Source organism: Liquorilactobacillus hordei DSM 19519, assembly GCF_019443985.1.
GTDB classification, from domain to species: domain Bacteria; phylum Bacillota; class Bacilli; order Lactobacillales; family Lactobacillaceae; genus Liquorilactobacillus; species Liquorilactobacillus hordei.
This window is the reverse complement of the sequence record NZ_CP049303.1, coordinates 986,458-1,002,605: the sequence shown is the minus strand read 5'-3', so window position 1 is coordinate 1,002,605 and position 16,148 is coordinate 986,458. Positions and strand designations below refer to the sequence as shown.

Annotated in this window: 17 protein-coding genes; 4 read left to right on the top strand and 13 right to left on the bottom strand. The window is 33.4% G+C overall.

Features of this window, described 5'->3' with window-relative positions; translation table 11 throughout:
- Nucleotides 1-51: 51 nt before the first annotated feature.
- The 3 genes from G6O70_RS06030 to G6O70_RS06020 all read right to left on the bottom strand — a co-directional run bounded on the left by G6O70_RS06030 (nt 52) and on the right by G6O70_RS06020 (nt 2,140).
- A complete protein-coding gene (locus G6O70_RS06030) occupies nt 52-564 on the bottom strand; it encodes a tRNA (cytidine(34)-2'-O)-methyltransferase (RefSeq protein WP_057868867.1) in 513 nt (170 codons plus the stop codon).
- 211 nt (nt 565-775) lie between these two features.
- On the bottom strand, nt 776-1,627 hold the full coding sequence (locus G6O70_RS06025; protein ID WP_057868866.1) for a methyltransferase domain-containing protein: 852 nt from the start codon (nt 1,625-1,627) through the stop codon (nt 776-778).
- Nucleotides 1,628-1,642: 15 nt separating this feature from the next.
- On the bottom strand, nt 1,643-2,140 hold the full coding sequence (locus G6O70_RS06020; protein ID WP_057868865.1) for an aminoacyl-tRNA deacylase: 498 nt from the start codon (nt 2,138-2,140) through the stop codon (nt 1,643-1,645).
- 211 nt (nt 2,141-2,351) lie between these two features.
- On the opposite strand from G6O70_RS06020, the gene G6O70_RS06015 reads away from it, so the two are divergent.
- Nucleotides 2,352-3,329, top strand: a complete 978-nt coding sequence (locus G6O70_RS06015; protein ID WP_057868864.1) for a GMP reductase — start codon at nt 2,352-2,354, stop codon at nt 3,327-3,329.
- Nucleotides 3,330-3,471: 142 nt separating this feature from the next.
- Here the strand turns inward: G6O70_RS06015 and G6O70_RS06010 are convergent, their stop codons facing one another.
- Nucleotides 3,472-3,828, bottom strand: a complete 357-nt coding sequence (locus G6O70_RS06010) for a PTS glucitol/sorbitol transporter subunit IIA (protein ID WP_057868863.1) — start codon at nt 3,826-3,828, stop codon at nt 3,472-3,474.
- A 145-nt stretch (nt 3,829-3,973) separates the two neighbouring features.
- On the opposite strand from G6O70_RS06010, the gene G6O70_RS06005 reads away from it, so the two are divergent.
- Nucleotides 3,974-5,005 carry a lactonase family protein gene (locus G6O70_RS06005; protein WP_057868862.1) on the top strand — a complete coding sequence of 344 codons (1,032 nt, stop codon included), beginning with the start codon at nt 3,974-3,976 and terminating at the stop codon, nt 5,003-5,005.
- A gap of 245 nt (nt 5,006-5,250) precedes the next feature.
- Here the strand turns inward: G6O70_RS06005 and mgtE are convergent, their stop codons facing one another.
- From mgtE to G6O70_RS05985, 4 genes are all read right to left on the bottom strand, one after another.
- Nucleotides 5,251-6,618 (bottom strand): magnesium transporter, encoded by a 1,368-nt coding sequence (mgtE, locus tag G6O70_RS06000; protein ID WP_057868861.1) that lies wholly within the window; start codon nt 6,616-6,618, stop codon nt 5,251-5,253.
- A 7-nt stretch (nt 6,619-6,625) separates the two neighbouring features.
- Nucleotides 6,626-7,528, bottom strand: coding sequence for an RluA family pseudouridine synthase (locus G6O70_RS05995; protein WP_057868860.1), 903 nt, complete (start codon nt 7,526-7,528; stop codon nt 6,626-6,628).
- Nucleotides 7,518-8,324: an NAD kinase gene (locus G6O70_RS05990; protein ID WP_057868859.1), complete on the bottom strand. Its 807-nt coding sequence runs from the start codon at nt 8,322-8,324 to the stop codon at nt 7,518-7,520. Before G6O70_RS05990 ends, G6O70_RS05995 begins: the two co-directional genes overlap by 11 nt.
- Nucleotides 8,325-8,415: 91 nt before the next feature.
- Nucleotides 8,416-9,051: a GTP diphosphokinase gene (locus tag G6O70_RS05985; RefSeq protein WP_057868858.1), complete on the bottom strand. Its 636-nt coding sequence runs from the start codon at nt 9,049-9,051 to the stop codon at nt 8,416-8,418.
- Nucleotides 9,052-9,263: 212 nt separating this feature from the next.
- Between G6O70_RS05985 and G6O70_RS05980 the strand changes: the two genes are divergently transcribed.
- On the top strand, nt 9,264-9,887 hold the full coding sequence (locus G6O70_RS05980) for a DsbA family protein (RefSeq protein WP_223389263.1): 624 nt from the start codon (nt 9,264-9,266) through the stop codon (nt 9,885-9,887).
- Nucleotides 9,888-10,044: 157 nt separating this feature from the next.
- On the opposite strand, the gene pepF is transcribed toward G6O70_RS05980, so the two are convergent.
- The 5 genes from pepF to G6O70_RS05955 all read right to left on the bottom strand — a co-directional run bounded on the left by pepF (nt 10,045) and on the right by G6O70_RS05955 (nt 15,582).
- Complete coding sequence (gene pepF / locus G6O70_RS05975) at nt 10,045-11,856, bottom strand: oligoendopeptidase F (RefSeq protein ID WP_057868856.1); 1,812 nt, start codon at nt 11,854-11,856, stop codon at nt 10,045-10,047.
- 100 nt (nt 11,857-11,956) lie between these two features.
- Nucleotides 11,957-12,955, bottom strand: a complete 999-nt coding sequence (locus G6O70_RS05970) for a competence protein CoiA (RefSeq protein ID WP_057868855.1) — start codon at nt 12,953-12,955, stop codon at nt 11,957-11,959.
- 66 nt (nt 12,956-13,021) lie between these two features.
- Nucleotides 13,022-13,834, bottom strand: a complete 813-nt coding sequence (locus G6O70_RS05965) for an adaptor protein MecA (protein WP_057868854.1) — start codon at nt 13,832-13,834, stop codon at nt 13,022-13,024.
- Between the two features lie 240 nt (nt 13,835-14,074).
- Nucleotides 14,075-14,473 carry a transcriptional regulator SpxA gene (spxA, locus tag G6O70_RS05960; RefSeq protein ID WP_057868853.1) on the bottom strand — a complete coding sequence of 133 codons (399 nt, stop codon included), beginning with the start codon at nt 14,471-14,473 and terminating at the stop codon, nt 14,075-14,077.
- Nucleotides 14,474-14,841: 368 nt separating this feature from the next.
- Entirely contained in the window at nt 14,842-15,582 is a 741-nt protein-coding gene (locus G6O70_RS05955) for an MBL fold metallo-hydrolase (RefSeq protein WP_057868852.1), read from the bottom strand.
- A 65-nt stretch (nt 15,583-15,647) separates the two neighbouring features.
- Between G6O70_RS05955 and G6O70_RS05950 the strand changes: the two genes are divergently transcribed.
- On the top strand, nt 15,648-16,109 hold the full coding sequence (locus G6O70_RS05950; protein ID WP_057868851.1) for a hypothetical protein: 462 nt from the start codon (nt 15,648-15,650) through the stop codon (nt 16,107-16,109).
- The last annotated feature ends 39 nt before the right edge of the window (nt 16,110-16,148 follow it).

Here is a 16,148-nt window from a genome sequence, read left to right as displayed (position 1 = left end):
CCTCGATATACATCTGTTTCAACTCTATCATAAACGTTTTTCAGATATTGCCTATTTTAATTTATCGTTCTCATAAAAATGTGTTTGTTCTAGTTCAGGAAAATTTTGTTGTCTTAAAACTTCAAAGATCACGATTGCCGCACTATTGGATAGATTCAGTGCCCTAATATTTTTATCATTTTGTGGAATTCGAATACATTTTTCCATATTCGCACGCATAAAAGGTTCAGGTAAACCGGTTGTTTCTTTTCCTAGTAAAAGATAGTGATTCTTGGTTTTATCAGAGTAATCTGCTTGTACATATGACCTAGTAGCAAATTTTGAAACTAAATATAGTTCATCATTTTTCCCCAGTGAATTCATGAAAGCTGGAAGATTTTTGTGATAAGTAATCTTAACTTTATCCCAATAGTCAAGCCCAGCTCGCTTAAGGTATTTATCATCCGTTGAAAAACCAAGAGGTTCAATTAAATGTAATTCTGTGTTCGTTCCAGCACATGTACGTGCAATATTTCCTGTGTTTGCAGGCATCAATGGTTCAAATAAAACAATATGATTTGTCATTTCAGATAACTCTCCATTCAAAAAGTTTACAATAAAAAAAGCGTAACTGTTCGGTGTGGGCACGGCGAACAGCTACGTTAAATGAAGTACAATTATGTAATGACTAACGAGTAAGTCGATAATCACTAAAAACCGATTTCTTGCAATTATATTACCATGCCCTTATTAAGTTTTCAAGGTTTTCTTACAAAAAAATTAACTTTTATTAACTTTAAACAATTAAAACCGAAACATCAATAGTTACTTCGTCTAATCCAGTACTTAGAGCTTGTCCAAGTTTCATAGAATCAGCCCCCCAATGAAGAGGGGTCATATAAACAAGATCTTCAAATAATTCTGGTGTTAATTGAAAAGAATACTTAAGTTGTTCAATCCTTGCAGTAGGATAATTTTCCTTGAATAACTCTAATACATCATGATTACTATATGAATAATTCCTGTTATCTGAATCATAAAGAAGATGCCTTAATTCAAGTAAATAATCACTATTTGGAATAATTTTGATTAACGAACCACCTTTTGCAAGCACTCGATTAAACTCGTTATATGATGAGGGTGAAAACATATCAATGATAATATCAAATACATCATTTCTAAAGGGAAGTTGTGCAAGATCAGCTATACAATAAAAAGCATCCGTTTCCTTTTTGGCTGCTAAATTGATTGCCCTTTTTGAGATATCAAAACCAATCATCGCATCTTGCATGCCTTTTCTTTTTTCTTCAATGTAGGATAAAGTTGAACCCTCTCCACAGCCTACATCCAGTATTCGCAGATTTTCTTCAACACCGATAATTGAAGTTATCCTTTCTGCAATCGGCTCAAAAAAACCTGCGGCTTGAATTCTCGCTCGTGAATCCCACATACGATCATCATCGTAATCACTCTTTATCTGATGTGTTAAGAGATACAATGTACCCTTTTTTGAAAAATCAAAATTATGCCCATCTTCACAAATCACGCTGTAAGCTTTAGTATCTATAAAACGAGTTCCACAAACAGGACAACTAAACATATCTATGTTTTGTATAACAAAATTTAATTTTTTTTCAATTTTTTTCAATTTTAGCTTCCCCTACTATTGGACTTGCAGATACTTACCTGCAACAAGTTCAACTAAATCTTTTTGCTTTAGGCGAACTGAACGACCAATCTTTCCAGCTGAAACAGATATTTCATCATATTCTTTGATACGCTCATCAAAATAAATAGGAAATCCCTTACGTATATTTATACCAATTGGCGTGTTAGCTCCGTGAACATATCCTGTAATATTGATCAACTTCTTATTATCAGCAAGATGAACCTGTTTCTTATTCAATTGGTTGGCAATTAACTTCAAGTCAATTTCAAACTCCAATGGGAGACAAACAACAAGATAATCATTTTCATCATCGCTTCCCTTTAAAACAATTGTTTTCAGAATGCTTTTTGCTGATACACCAACCGACTCAGCTTCACTCAATGCATCCGCACCCTTTTCTAACCAATTAAAAGAAACTTCTTCATATGTTACGTGGTGCTGATCAAGAATTCTTTCATCATTTGTTTTTTTTATTTTCTCTTTTTTCGCCATTTTTTACTCTCCTCAGTATAATTTATCGTATTAATTATAACCCGTACCAAGAATTTAGTCATTTGTTAGAACAAAACACGAATGTTTATTGTGCTTTATTTGTTTTTAATTTGACTTTTATCACATAATGCTGTAACTTACAATGTGTTTGTCGTTTTGATAAACATAATCACCGAATTATGTGTTCAATAAAGAATGAGAGGTTTTAAAAATGTCTGTATTCGATTATGAAGATATTCAATTAGTTCCAAATAAGTGTATCGTTAAGAGTCGATCCGAAATCGACACTACCGTCAAGTTTGGTCCAATGACTTTCAAGATTCCCGTGGTCCCTGCAAATATGCAAACAATTATTGATGAACCACTTGCTATTTGGTTGGCACAAAATGGTTATTTTTATATTATGCATCGTTTTGAAGAAAATGAAAGAACTGGATTTGTGCAGATGATGCACTCTAAAGGGCTCTTTGCATCAATTTCAGTTGGTGTAAAATCAAATGAATACAAATTAATAGATGAACTAACTGCACTTAGAGCTGTTCCAGAATATATCACTATTGATGTTGCTCATGGTCATTCTGATACAGTTATTGAAATGATTAAATATATTAAGAGGAAACTTCCAGGAACTTTTGTAATCGCTGGTAACGTTGGTACCCCTGAAGGTGTTCGCGAACTTGAAAATGCTGGTGCTGATGCAACAAAAGTCGGAATCGGTCCTGGTAAGGTCTGTATCACAAAGCTTAAAACTGGCTTTGGTACTGGTGGTTGGCAGCTAGCTGCAGTGCGCCTCTGTGCAAAGGCCGCAAGCAAACCAATTATTGCTGATGGTGGCATTCGTCATAATGGCGACATTGCAAAGTCAATTCGCTTTGGGGCCTCCATGTGTATGATTGGATCATTATTTGCTGGACATCAAGAGAGTCCTGGTGAAATCATTGAACAAGATGGTGAGAAATTTAAAACTTATTTTGGTTCTGCATCACAATACCAAAAAGGGCAATACAAGAACGTTGAAGGAAAAAAAGTGCTTGTTCCTTATCGCGGACCTATTGCAGACACGTTGCGTGAAATGCGTGAAGATTTGCAGTCATCAATCTCTTACGCAGGTGGCCGAGAATTGAATTCGTTGCGAAAAGTAGATTATGTGATTGTCAAGAATTCAATTTTCAATGGAGATAATATCTAAATAATATAATAAATTTTGTTCTAAAATATAATAAAAAAGCTAGGTTATTTTGTAGTACTCCCGAAGTTATATTAATAACTTTTTAGGAGATTGCCACATAATTTAACCTAGCTCTTTTTAGCTCTATATAAACTAATCAAAATTAATAGTACTTAATGACACTTCCAACTGAAACATCTGGTAACTTATATGGTTCCAGATATATTCCACTATGTTGTGGTTCTTCAGGGACTGGTTCAAAAAACAAAGTAGCATGCCCAATCATTTCCATATTACTTTGAACCAATTCTCCAATATGTTTTATTTCATAAACTTGATTATCAATACTTATTTTTTTTAAATTCTTAAGATTTCTTTTTTTACTGCTTAAGTCTATAAAATGTTGTACTACGGATACACGTCTTAGTTGAACTGATGCGGTTTCGTCAAAAAGAATCATTAATGGATCGTCCTTTGAAATAGCTTCTGGTCCAATTTCAACAACTTTTGCCTCTAACATACTACTGACCCCTTCTCCACTAAGTGTTTGTCTCTATTTGCTATTGTATCACATTGTAGTCGAACTATACTAAGTAATTGTTACCGTTTTTATAAGATATGATATACTTATAAATTATAAGAAGTATATCAAAGGAGGACATACATTGACTCAAAAAATTCTATTCGGTACTTACACTAAAAAGACTTCTAAAGGAATCTATGAAGCAATTCTACATGAAGACAAAAAAAAGTTATCCACTCCAGAACTATTTATTGAAATTGATAATCCTACCTATCTGCAAAGCACCTCTACTGGAATAATTTTTACTGTTGTTAAAGAAAATGAATTAGGTGGCATTGCTAGTTTTGCTGGTAAAACAAGCCCTCAACTTGTCAACACTCAAACAGCTGCTGGTGCCCCTCCATGTTATGTTGGAACAGATATTGAACGTAGCCTAGTATTTACCGCAAACTATCATAAAGGTACAATTACGGTCTACAAAGTTGATGCAGCTGGAACATTAACAACTGTAAATGAAGTTAAATTAACAGGTCATGGTCCATTGCCAGAACAAGATACAGCAAAAGTCCACTTTACTGATTTGACTCCGGATAAGCGCTTAGTTGTCTGTGATTTGGGATCTGACAAGGTTCATACCTATGACATTAGCACAGATGGACAATTAACCCTGTTATCTACCTTTGTAACAGCTCCTGGCTTTGCACCGCGTCATATTGTTTTCCACCCAAATGGTAAATTTGCGTATTTAGTAGGCGAGCTCAGCAGCCACATATCAACCTTATCGTATGATAGTGAAACAGGTAAATTCGGATTACTCCAAACACTTTCAACTGTTCCAGATAATTTTGACACGGCTAATAATGGAGTTGCAGCAGTTCGTATCTCTTCTGATGGTAAGTTTGTCTATGTCTCCAATCGTGGACATAACACAATCGCCATATTCAAAGTTGGTTCTGACTTCTCGCTCAGTCATTCTGGCTATACAGCAACAGAAGGTGAGTTCCCGCGTGACTTTGCATTAGATGCTACCGAAGAATTTTTGGTCGTTACCAATCAAAATACTGACAACGCTACTCTTTTTGAACGTTCTAGTACAGATGGTACCCTTACGCTACTTCAAAAAGATATCCCTGTTCCAGAAGGTGTTTGTGTTTCATTTACTCGCTTCAATTAAGTTTATAAATTATTTAGTAATTGATTCAAAATAAGATATAGCTCACTAAAAAAACATTTATTGGAAACTATCTTATGTCTCCAATAAATGTTTTTTATAAACTATACCAAATATATTTTCATTTTTCCCATTTTAATTTTAAATCAAGATACAATTTTCCCTTTTAACTAGACTCTTCAGATCTAGTTAAGAGGAGGAAATATTATAAATTAGCATTGATTTACTGTCATTTTAAGATACATCATTCATTTTCCAACAATGAACGACAAAAAAAGGCTTGCAATATTGAAATAAATTAAAACAGAAGTTAAATCACTCAATGTTGAAATAAATGGACCAGAAGCAACCGCTGGATCAAAACCCATTTTATCCATTGCCATTGGAATAATGCTGCCAGCTAAGTTCGCCACAACAATTGCGCACATCATAGCTAAACCAATTACGAATCCTAAAACAAAGTTATTCTTCCAAATTCCAACAATTATAAAAATTGTTAATCCCGTGGTTACACCTATTATAAGACCCGTCAACAATTCAGTAATAATCGTTCTAACAAGACCTTCTTCATCATCTTTAGAGGCAAGTTTTCTAACTGCAACCGCCAAACTTTGCGTACCTGCATTTCCCGCAGTACCAGTGATAGATGAGATAAACACCGCTAAGATGCTCGCTTCACTTACCAATTGTTCATAATGGGAAATTAGTGTTGCTGTTGACATTCCTAAGAAAAGTAACGTTACAAGCCAAGGTAATCTTTTTGAAGCAGATTTAAAAGGATTGTTTGAGCTTTCCTCTGTATCAACACCAGCAAGTCCTGAATAATCTTCAGCAGATTCTTCATCAATAACATCGATAATATCATCAACTGTAATAATTCCAATCATTTTCTCATCATAATCTGTCACAGGAATCGCCAAAAAATTATAATCACGGATCGTTTTAGCAACATCCTCTTGGTCGTCATCAACCTTCACAGACATCACCTGATCATTCATAATCTCTTCAATCAACAAATCATCATCACTGATTAATAGATCTCTTAATGTAACAACTCCAATAAGTTTATCATCAGCATCAACTACGTATGAATAATAAATTGTTTCTGCATCAACTGCTGCTTTTTTTAAAACATGCAGTGCAGATCTCGCTGTCTGATTGACAATAATCTTGACAAACTCTGTTGCCATGATTGCTCCGGCAGTTTTATCCTCATAGTGCAGCATCTCTTTGATTTCGGCTGCATCTTCGCGTGGAAGCAATCTCAAATACTTATTCAAACTTACACTGTCTACATATGCTAAGATATCAACCGCATTATCAGTATACATCTCAGAGATGACTCCAGCTGCATACTTAGTAGACATCTCTTTAAAATATTCTGCTACATCTTCTGGTTCTTCTTCAATTGCATTAAAGGTATCAGCTAACTCAGCGGGAGTGAGGTAACGATAGGCCCTTGCACGTTGTTTTTCATCTAAATCAACAAAAATTAATGCCTGCTCATACACATGAAGCATTAAAAATTGCTCACGAAATTTTGTGGCCTGTTGCTGATTAAGCAACTCTACAATTTGATCTTTTGGATATGAATCTCTTTTCTCTCTATCTCCCATGAATTAATCACCCCTTGATGTTAGCTTCATTTTTAATAAACCTTTGCATGTCTTTTGTAATCTCACTCGTAATTGTCAATTTTTTATTTAAAAAAGGATGAAAAAAAGTAATTTGCTGACAGTGCAGTGCCTGCCTTTGCAATGGAAAGCGATTACTTCCACCATACAATGTATCCCCTACAAGAGGCATCCCTAGAAAAGCACTATGAACTCTAATTTGATGGGTCCTTCCTGTATGTAACTGTATTTTACACAGAACATAATTTTGAAACTCAGAGACCTTCCAATACTCAGTGCTCGCATATTTTCCTTTTTCCAATACAGTTCTTTTTACAAGTGACCCCGGCATCCTACCAATTGGTAAATTTATTAGTAAATGTTTTGTTGCTGGATTTCCTTGCAATATTGCATAATAAAATTTTTTAATTTGATGTTGCTTAAGTTGCTCATCAATCATTGCATGTGCATATCGATGCTTGGCAAACAAAACAATTCCTGAAGTGTCACGATCAAGTCGTGTTGCAATGTGCGGACCAATTCCTTTATATCCCCTAATCTGATAGTATCCTAACACCCGTGCAACCAGTGAATCCTCCTTATGTAACTGTGAAGGAATTGATGCCACACCTGCTGGTTTATCGACAATCAAATAGTCTCGGTCTTCATACAAAATACTGATTGGTACAAACGAAGGCACAAGAAAAGAACTGATTTTTTCAGATGGTAAACAGATTACTAATAAATCCCCACTTACCATTTTATCAATTTTTCTTCCTTCATTACCATTTATGAGTAATTTGCCACCATCAAAACGGATTGATGCCAATAATCTTCGCGATACTCCTTTTTGCTTCAGAAAAGTTTTTACTCTTATTGGCTGATTTCCATCATACAGCCAACTAATTTGCATACTCAGCCCCTATAAATGCATCTTGAACTCTTTGCCAAAATTGCATATGACGATATTTAGCAAACTGTATACTCTTATTTGAGATTTTAAACCTAATTTGTTCAATTCTTCTACCATGAAAACTATCCTGATCAACTGTCAAGATATAGTCACACTCACTTGCAGGGACTAATGTTACCCAATCATTGGGAGCAATTATCATAGGTGAACTTAAGGTTCGAAAAACCCTATTATTAATAGAACTTATCTCAGTCATCTGTAGAACCTTTAAGTTAGGATGAATCACGGCACCCCCTAGCGACTTATTATATGCAGTTGATCCTGTTGGCGTAGAAATACAAAGCCCATCACCTCTGAATTTTTCAAATAAATCGCCACCCACAAAAACATCAGTTACCATAGTTGCACTATTTCGTTTCAAGGTAGCTTCATTCAACGCTAGTAAGTTGACAGGTCTTTGATCATCCTCATATTTAACTCTGATATCTAATAGCGGATAACTTACCGATTGACCATTATCTGATTGCAAGCTAATAACTAAGTCATCAATTTCATCATCACGCCAGTCTGTATAAAAACCTAAGTGACCAGTATGTACCGCAACAAAACGCACTGTGCCTAAAATATTTTCATATTTATGAAAAGCTGCCAATAAGGTCCCGTCGCCACCAATGGTCACAACAATGTCAGGATTTTTTTCATCCATAACAAAATGCGTATCCTCAAATTTTTTCTGCAGTTTTTGAGTTACTTTTAATGACTGACGCCCATCATTTGTAAAAATTGCGATTTTCATAGCCAACCTCTTCTAATTTCGTTCTTAATTTAATCACTATTCCATATTATTGCACGAGTATAGTATAAAAGAAAATATTTTACAAACCTCATTATTCTTTTGTGTCATTACCTCTGCGATATGAAAACTCTTGCTGTGCATCCTTTATCTCTTCACGGATTGCCGACATTTCCTGGTCTAGTTGAAAAGCTGCTTCAGCTGCTCTTTTTAATCTGACTTCCAACTCATTTGGAAATTTCCCATTATATTTGTAGTTTAAAGAATGTTCAATTGTAGCCCAAAAATTCATTGCAAGTGTTCTGATTTGAATTTCAGCCAAGATATCTCTTTGTCCATCTAATAACTGTACTGGATATTTTATAATCAGATGATATGAACGATAGCCACTCTCTTTTTCATTTGCAATATAGTCTCTTTCTTCAATAACACTCAAATCGTTTCGTTTTCTGATTAATTTTACTAATTGATAAATATCATCAACAAATTGGCACATAATTCTGACACCCGCAATATCCTCCATTTCATTCTCTAAATTTGCTTCAAGAATATTACGGCGCTGCATCTTTTCAAGTATACTATCTACCGGCTTTACTCGGGCAGTTACAAATTCGATTGGAACATGTTGCTGCGACAATTTAAATTGCTCCCGCAACGCTGTAAATTTCGCCTTTAACTCAGATGTAGTTTGTTTATAAGGTAATAAAAAACCTGTCCAATCTTCTTTCAAAATAATCCCCTCTAACTAGATTAAATTATCTCTCCCAGTTTACCATATCTTCATAGTAAACGTAATAATTGTAAGTAAGACTAAATTCTTACTTATTTTCAATTAAAAGCAAGCACAATTATTGAATTATTTTTTTTTTTTGTTAAAGTATAGATAGCAATAATCATAAGAGTGATTACGTATATTTATATGGGGGAAAAATTGTGTTAGAAATGTATTTATTCATTAATCCGGTTGGAAGAAAGTCTTATCAATCAGAGAAAAATATCATAAAACTTGTAAACAATCTTGATACTGATATTCGTTTTAGATTTATCCCTTTTTTAAATCTCAATACCGTTACCAATGTATTAAGTGAGCATAACTTGCCTCTAAACAATCTTGATATAAGGAACAAAACTTTCAACAACATTTATCAAGCATCACTTGACTACAAGGCTGCCCTTTTCCAAGGTAAGAAACACGGCCGTAGTTTCCTTCTAAACCTTCAAAACGAGGTTTTTAATAGTAATAGAGAATATTCAAACAAAGTTGTTCATGATATTATTACATCCATCGGACTTGATAGTGAGATGTTTGAAAGTGATCGTCATTCTAAATTTACAATCGAATCATTTAAAAGAGATCAGCAGATGGCTGCTGAAATGAACGTTACTATGCATTCAACGATGGTTTTATATAATCTTGCAAATATCGATTTTGGCGTCTCTCTCACAGACTGTTCTTCTTATGATATGCTTGAAGAATTGTGTTTAGGCAAATTAAACGATGAAATAATGTTGTGCAAGAATAGTAAAGTCCATAAGGGCTCAATTACTTCACTCCATACACTTTAGAAACTGTATTGCAATGTTTTATTTTAATGGAATAAGAAGAGGTTGAATCAAAAGATATCTTTTGATTCAACCTCTCTATTTATTTTGTATAGACGTGTTCCATAGCTTAATGTAACAATTCAATCATCTTTCACAATTAAAATTGCTTCTTTTTAGATTATCGTTTTAGTTTCTCCAAAATATTTTCAAGTTCATTTAGACGCTGTTCAAATACCACAAATGCATCATCTAAATAATCTGGTTTCGTCATGTCAACTCCAGCTTCTTTAACAACATCTATTGGAAGTGCTGAGCTACCTGATTTCAAAAACCTAAGATAACTATCTGGACCTTCTTTTATGATCTTACTTGCAAGTGCACTTGCTGCTGCAAAACCAGTTGCGTACTGATATACATAGAAATTGTAGTAAAAATGAGGAATTCTTGACCATTCTAAAGCAATCTCTGGATCATTAGTAATTGCAGGTCCATAATAATGCTTGTTTAAATCAGCATATTTATTATTAAGTTCTTGTGAGGTCAAAGGTAATCCTTTTTTATCCTGATCATGTAACCAACGCTCGAACTCGGCAAATTGAGTCTGTCGATACACCGTTCCTTTAAATCCATCTAAATAGTGATTCAATACATATGCCTTAAATTGCAAGTCATCACTATGATCAAGTAAGTATTGTGTCAAAATATTTTCATTAGTTGTCGATGCAATTTCTGCAACAAAAATTGAATAATCACTATAATGATATGGTTGATTATGATTACTTAAATATGAATGCATACTGTGGCCCATTTCATGCACTAATGTGAAAAGGCTCTCCAAATTATCCTGCCAGTTAAGTAAAATATATGGTGGCGTATCAAACATTCCAGAAGAATAAGCTCCACTACGTTTACCAGTATTCTCCACAACATCTATCCAGCGACTCTTAAATGCTTCTTCTACAATCTGAATATAATCTGCTCCAAATACGCTTAATGATTCCAGAGCTATTTTCTTAGAATTTTGGTAAGTGTATTCTTCTTCAGGTAATTTTGTAATTGGTGTATACAAATCATACATATGAACCGAATTCAATTGCAATAATTTCTTTCGAATTTTTACATAACGGTGTAATAAATCCAGATGTTTATTCACACGCTCAACTAGCGTATCATAAACGGAAACAGGAATATCATTAGCTCCTAGTGCTGCTGAAATCGCATCTGGATAATTTCTGGTAGTTGCTTGAAAGTTATGTGTATGCACATGTGCTGCAAGAGAAGTTGCAAAAGTATTTTCAAATTGTTTATACGTTTTATATAATCCTTGAAATGCATTTTTTCGAACTTCACGATTCCCAGATTCCAATAACTTTCCATACAATCCGTGTGATAACTCAACCTGATTTCCCTTTTCATCCGTTACAGTTGGAAACTTAAGATCAGCATTATTCAATATCCCGAAAATATTTTCTGGAGTTGCAAAGATATCGGATGCTCCTGCAAGAAGCTTTTCTTCTTTTTCAGATAATAGATGATCTTTCTTGGCCATAATTTCGTCTATATACTTCTTGTATCCCACTAATTCAGAATCTTCACTATAATATTCATCCAACTTTGTTTGTCCCAATGTCAAAAGTTCTGGTTCAAACCAAGCAAAAGCCGCAGCAACTTTCGCATATAATTGTTGTACTTGCGAGAATAATCCTTGATTTTTCTTATTATTTGTATCCTGATCACTCAACATACTAGCGTAAACATATGCTTTAACTGTCATTCTCTCAACTGCAAAGTAAGTTTTCAAAATCTTTTTTAAAGCAGTACTGCTGTCAAAAAGCGTGCCTTTTAATTTACCTACTATTTTAATTTCTTCTTGTATTTTGTTAATATCTTCAGTAAATTCATTTTCATTTTGATATACCTTTGTTAAATCCCATTTTAACTCTTCAGGTACTTCGCTTCTGTTTCTTAGTTTTGTAATCTCATTTGACATTGCATTCCCTCCCAACAATATTTCTTTATTAATCAAAACATAGTTAAAGCTGGAATGCAATACTATCACAAAGAGAGCGGTTCATCACCAATTAACTATTTTAATTATTAATAATTCCAATCATTTCTTTTATTTGTATATCAATTAAGTCGTTTACATTCAGCAAAGGTACTGCAAATAAATAATTCCTATGTTCCAAAATTGCTTGACGATACAAAGACATTTCACTAGTTGTAGCTAATGTTTTAATATATATGAAGTCAATTTTCCAATACAGTTCCATAGCAGAATAGATAGGCGGTGAATACTTGCTAGCAAATAATAATGCTTTACAGTCTGTAAGTTTTTGTCTCCTCAAATAGCATCTAAGTTGGAGATCCCTGAATTTTCCTTGACTTCTTAAAATATCTAATTCTAATGAATTAAATTGGATTATTCGCTCTTTTTTGGAAATTTTATTAAATTCAAACCTCTTCTTCATTGTTAGAAAATTTTTTAGATCTGTTACATTGCTAAATTCAATTATTTTGTATTTTAATGGTAAATAATCAGTTTGTTGAATATTATAAATTACTCTAAATCTTTGTTTAACCACTAGATAATAAATCAGATAATACCCTTGTGATTTATTCCATTTGAGAAACTTTGCAATTTGCTGTGTCATTTTCTTTTTTAACAGATATTTCTGTCCCAATATCCACAAAAAATTTAATTTTTCATTCCTATATCCAGCACTTCTGGTCTTCATTTTTGAAACTGTCAAAGGTGCGCATTGAAATTCAATTATACCTTTTTGAAAATTCTTCTCAATTACAATATCAGGTCTTTGTTTGAGCTTCGAAAAATAACTCTCCACCTCCACCCTATATCCAGCACTTTCAAAAAGTCTTGCAAGTGCTTCTTTTCCTTGTAAATGTTCTGGCGTTTCGCCCTCAGAAAAGCTATTACATTCTTTTTTTGGATGTGCAAAATGGTTTCTTTTCAGTGTTCCACTTCGGATAATGAGCTTGGCATGACAAACTGGACAAAAGTAATTATCGATACTTACCGCATCGTTAGCCCATACCCATCTTCCTGCATCGTCTAATGCTTTTAACAAAAAAACACCCCTAGTAGTTAAATACGCACTAACTACTAGGGGCACTTATTGCTATTAAAATTTATTTTACTTAAAGTAATATCTTGCTAATTCAAAAGCTGAAGATACAAGTATACCTTTTCCACGTTCTTCTAAAATATCATGCGATAAACTGATATGCTTACCATATTCAACAGCCAAGGATAAAACATCTTTGATATGACTGTCACTCATCTGATCTACAAAGAAAATTAAATCCAAATAATATTTATCGTCTAATAAATATAAGCTAGATGCTAGGCTTTCACTCTTTAAAAGTTTTGCCAAATTGATAAAATCTTCAAAATCGGTAAATTCAATTACGTAATGCTTACGTTCTATATTTTTATTGTTCAAATATTCAGAAACTCCATCTCCATCATTTTCCAAATATTGCCGCTCTCTATCCTTAGCGCTGTTTCTAACCAATTCATCATGTATCATTTCTGTTATATCTCTGCCTTCACTTCCATCAGGCTCTAAGAAAGTGAAACGAACATCATCTGTGAAATTTCTTTCTTTTTTCTCATCATCTTTTGAATTTTTTTCATTCTCGATTTCATCATCATCATCTTTTGAATCATCTTGATCATCATCATAGTCATAGTCTTCTAAATCTTTTGGATTTACCTTACTAATAAATAACTCGAGTCCATTTCTGTTTGGCAACAACTGAAATGTCACAGCATCATTTTCACGGAACTCATTATCGATATCAACTTCATCTAAAATACTATAGAAGAAACTCTCGATTTCTTTACGATTACCTAATAAATCAAGCACCGTAATTCCACGTTCGGTTAAATCGTCAGTTTCAAGTAACACCCTAATAGTATTATCATTGATTTTCTCCATCTCCATCGAGATCACCCACCTTTCCGATATTATCCTCTCGCTTAATGATAACTAAAAAAACAGAATTGTAAAGAACTTTATACAAAAAAATGGGACTAGTGGGAAAAAATTTATATAGAAATCTCGATTCCGAAATACGACAATAGAATACATAATATAAACATACTATAAGTGTACAAAAGGACCTTAGCGAAAGCAATAAACTTGTGCTGAGATCCTTAAGTAATTAAATAACTTTATTAAATTTTAAAAACCAGCAAGTTCCTGTGCTTTTCTTAATTCTAATGCACGAACCTCACGAGGCAAGAATCTACGAATTTCGTCTTCATTGTACCCTACTTGCAGACGTTTCTCGTCAAGAATAATTGGTCTTCTTAAAAGACCAGGATTTTCCTGGATCAAAGTAAACAACTGTTTCAGTGGTATTTCATCCAAATCAATATTCAACTTCTGATAAGCCTTTGAACGTTTAGAAATAATTTCTTCTGTCCCATTCTCTGTCATTTGTAGAATTTGTTTAATCTCATTGATGTTCAATGGCTCAGAAAAAATATTTCGTTCTTTAAAAGGAATGTCGTGTTTCCTTAACCATGTGCGTGCCTTACGACAAGAAGTGCAACTAGGTGATGTGTATAAAGTAACCATATTCTTTCGCTCCTTTACATGAAAAACAACTTACAAATTAATATCGCTTACAATGCTATTATAACACTTGTATCAAAAAATTAATACCTTATTTCAAAAAAAGTTTTCTAAAATTATTCCCAAAAACAATTTTTTTAGTGAGGTTACCTTATCATCAAGAGATATGATGCCCTTTGATATTTAATTTTTTCATAGGCAAATTATTATCGATTAGATAAATATTATTATTATTATAAATATATTCAGAAAAACAAGTGGGGATAAGTTTAGTTTTATTATTTATTAGGGCTTTTCAGGGAATTATAGTAAACAAGTGTCCTAATTACATTTTAATTTTTTAATTAAAATGATTAATTTTTGAATCGTTTTTATACTTTGACCACTAATCCAACTTTAGCAGGAAAGACTTCAATTTTTCCATCAATAATTTTCCCAGCCTCCTCAACAAGTTGACTTGCTGCAATCTTTTGTGGCAAATGTGAGAGCATTAATTTTTTTGACCCTGACTTCAGCGCAAGATTTGCAGATTCAACAGATGTCATATGCCACTTTTCTCCCTTTTTAGCCGCACTAAAATTAGTATCAGTAATCAGTAAATCAGAGTTTTCGGCAAAAGGTATCATCTCTGGTATTTCTGCTGTATCTGCTGTATAAGTGAGAACCTTTTTTGTCTTAGTTTCTTCGACTCTAATAGCATAAGCAATAACAGGATGTTTAGTTTTTAGAAATGTTATTTTTAATGACTTCAAATCAAGTTCAGTAGCTGGATTATATGCAATTCCAGTCGTTGCACCTGACCATGTAAGATCAGTAAAATGTTGCTCATCTTCGGTATGTCCGTAAATTGGTAAAATTTTTCCAGCGATATCTGCATTATTCAATTGCCAATAATATTGTAAAACACCGACATCCGCGATATGATCGTTGTGATAGTGAGAGAGCAATACCCCATCAAGTTTTAGTGGATCAAGATGTTGCTCTAAGCTCAGCAAAGCTCCGCTGCCACAATCTAAAAGCAAGTTATAATCATCGGTTTGAATCAAATAACTGCTTGTTCCCTTACCTGCATATGGGTAGCCCCCGTACATCCCTAAAACCGTAACTTTCATTACTAATCATCCTTTCTTTAGCCTTGATTATAACATATTTACTTTACCTATAAGGAGGACCTATCATGGAAAAACTTCATTTAACTTTCGGATCATCTTATGTTGTTGAAGATATTAAAAAACAAAATAGTACAAAAAAATTTCTCCAATTCTCCGATGAAATAAATCCACAGCAGCATGCTTTAATCACAATCGACAATGAACAAAAATTTTTTAAATCTAACTTAAATTACTCTATTTTGAGTGGTAATCTTGATATAATTAAAGAGAAATCTTATTTCTTTAATCATTTTTCTTTAGATGAAAAACAGCAAAAAATGCATTTAACTTCCTTGCAGCAGTTTCCTAACAAAGCATGTTCATTCATACTTTGTCAATCACTCAAGTATGACTTTGATTTTCTGATTATCTCTTGTTGGACAAATATTTCTTATTACAGAGAATGGTTATCGAATCATAATTTCGTTTCTACTCCTTATGATTCCTCTAACAGTTTCTATTCCAAAAAAATGCACATTGATTTATAGCTCACCTCTATTTTTCTTTTTTTTCATAACATTTAAATT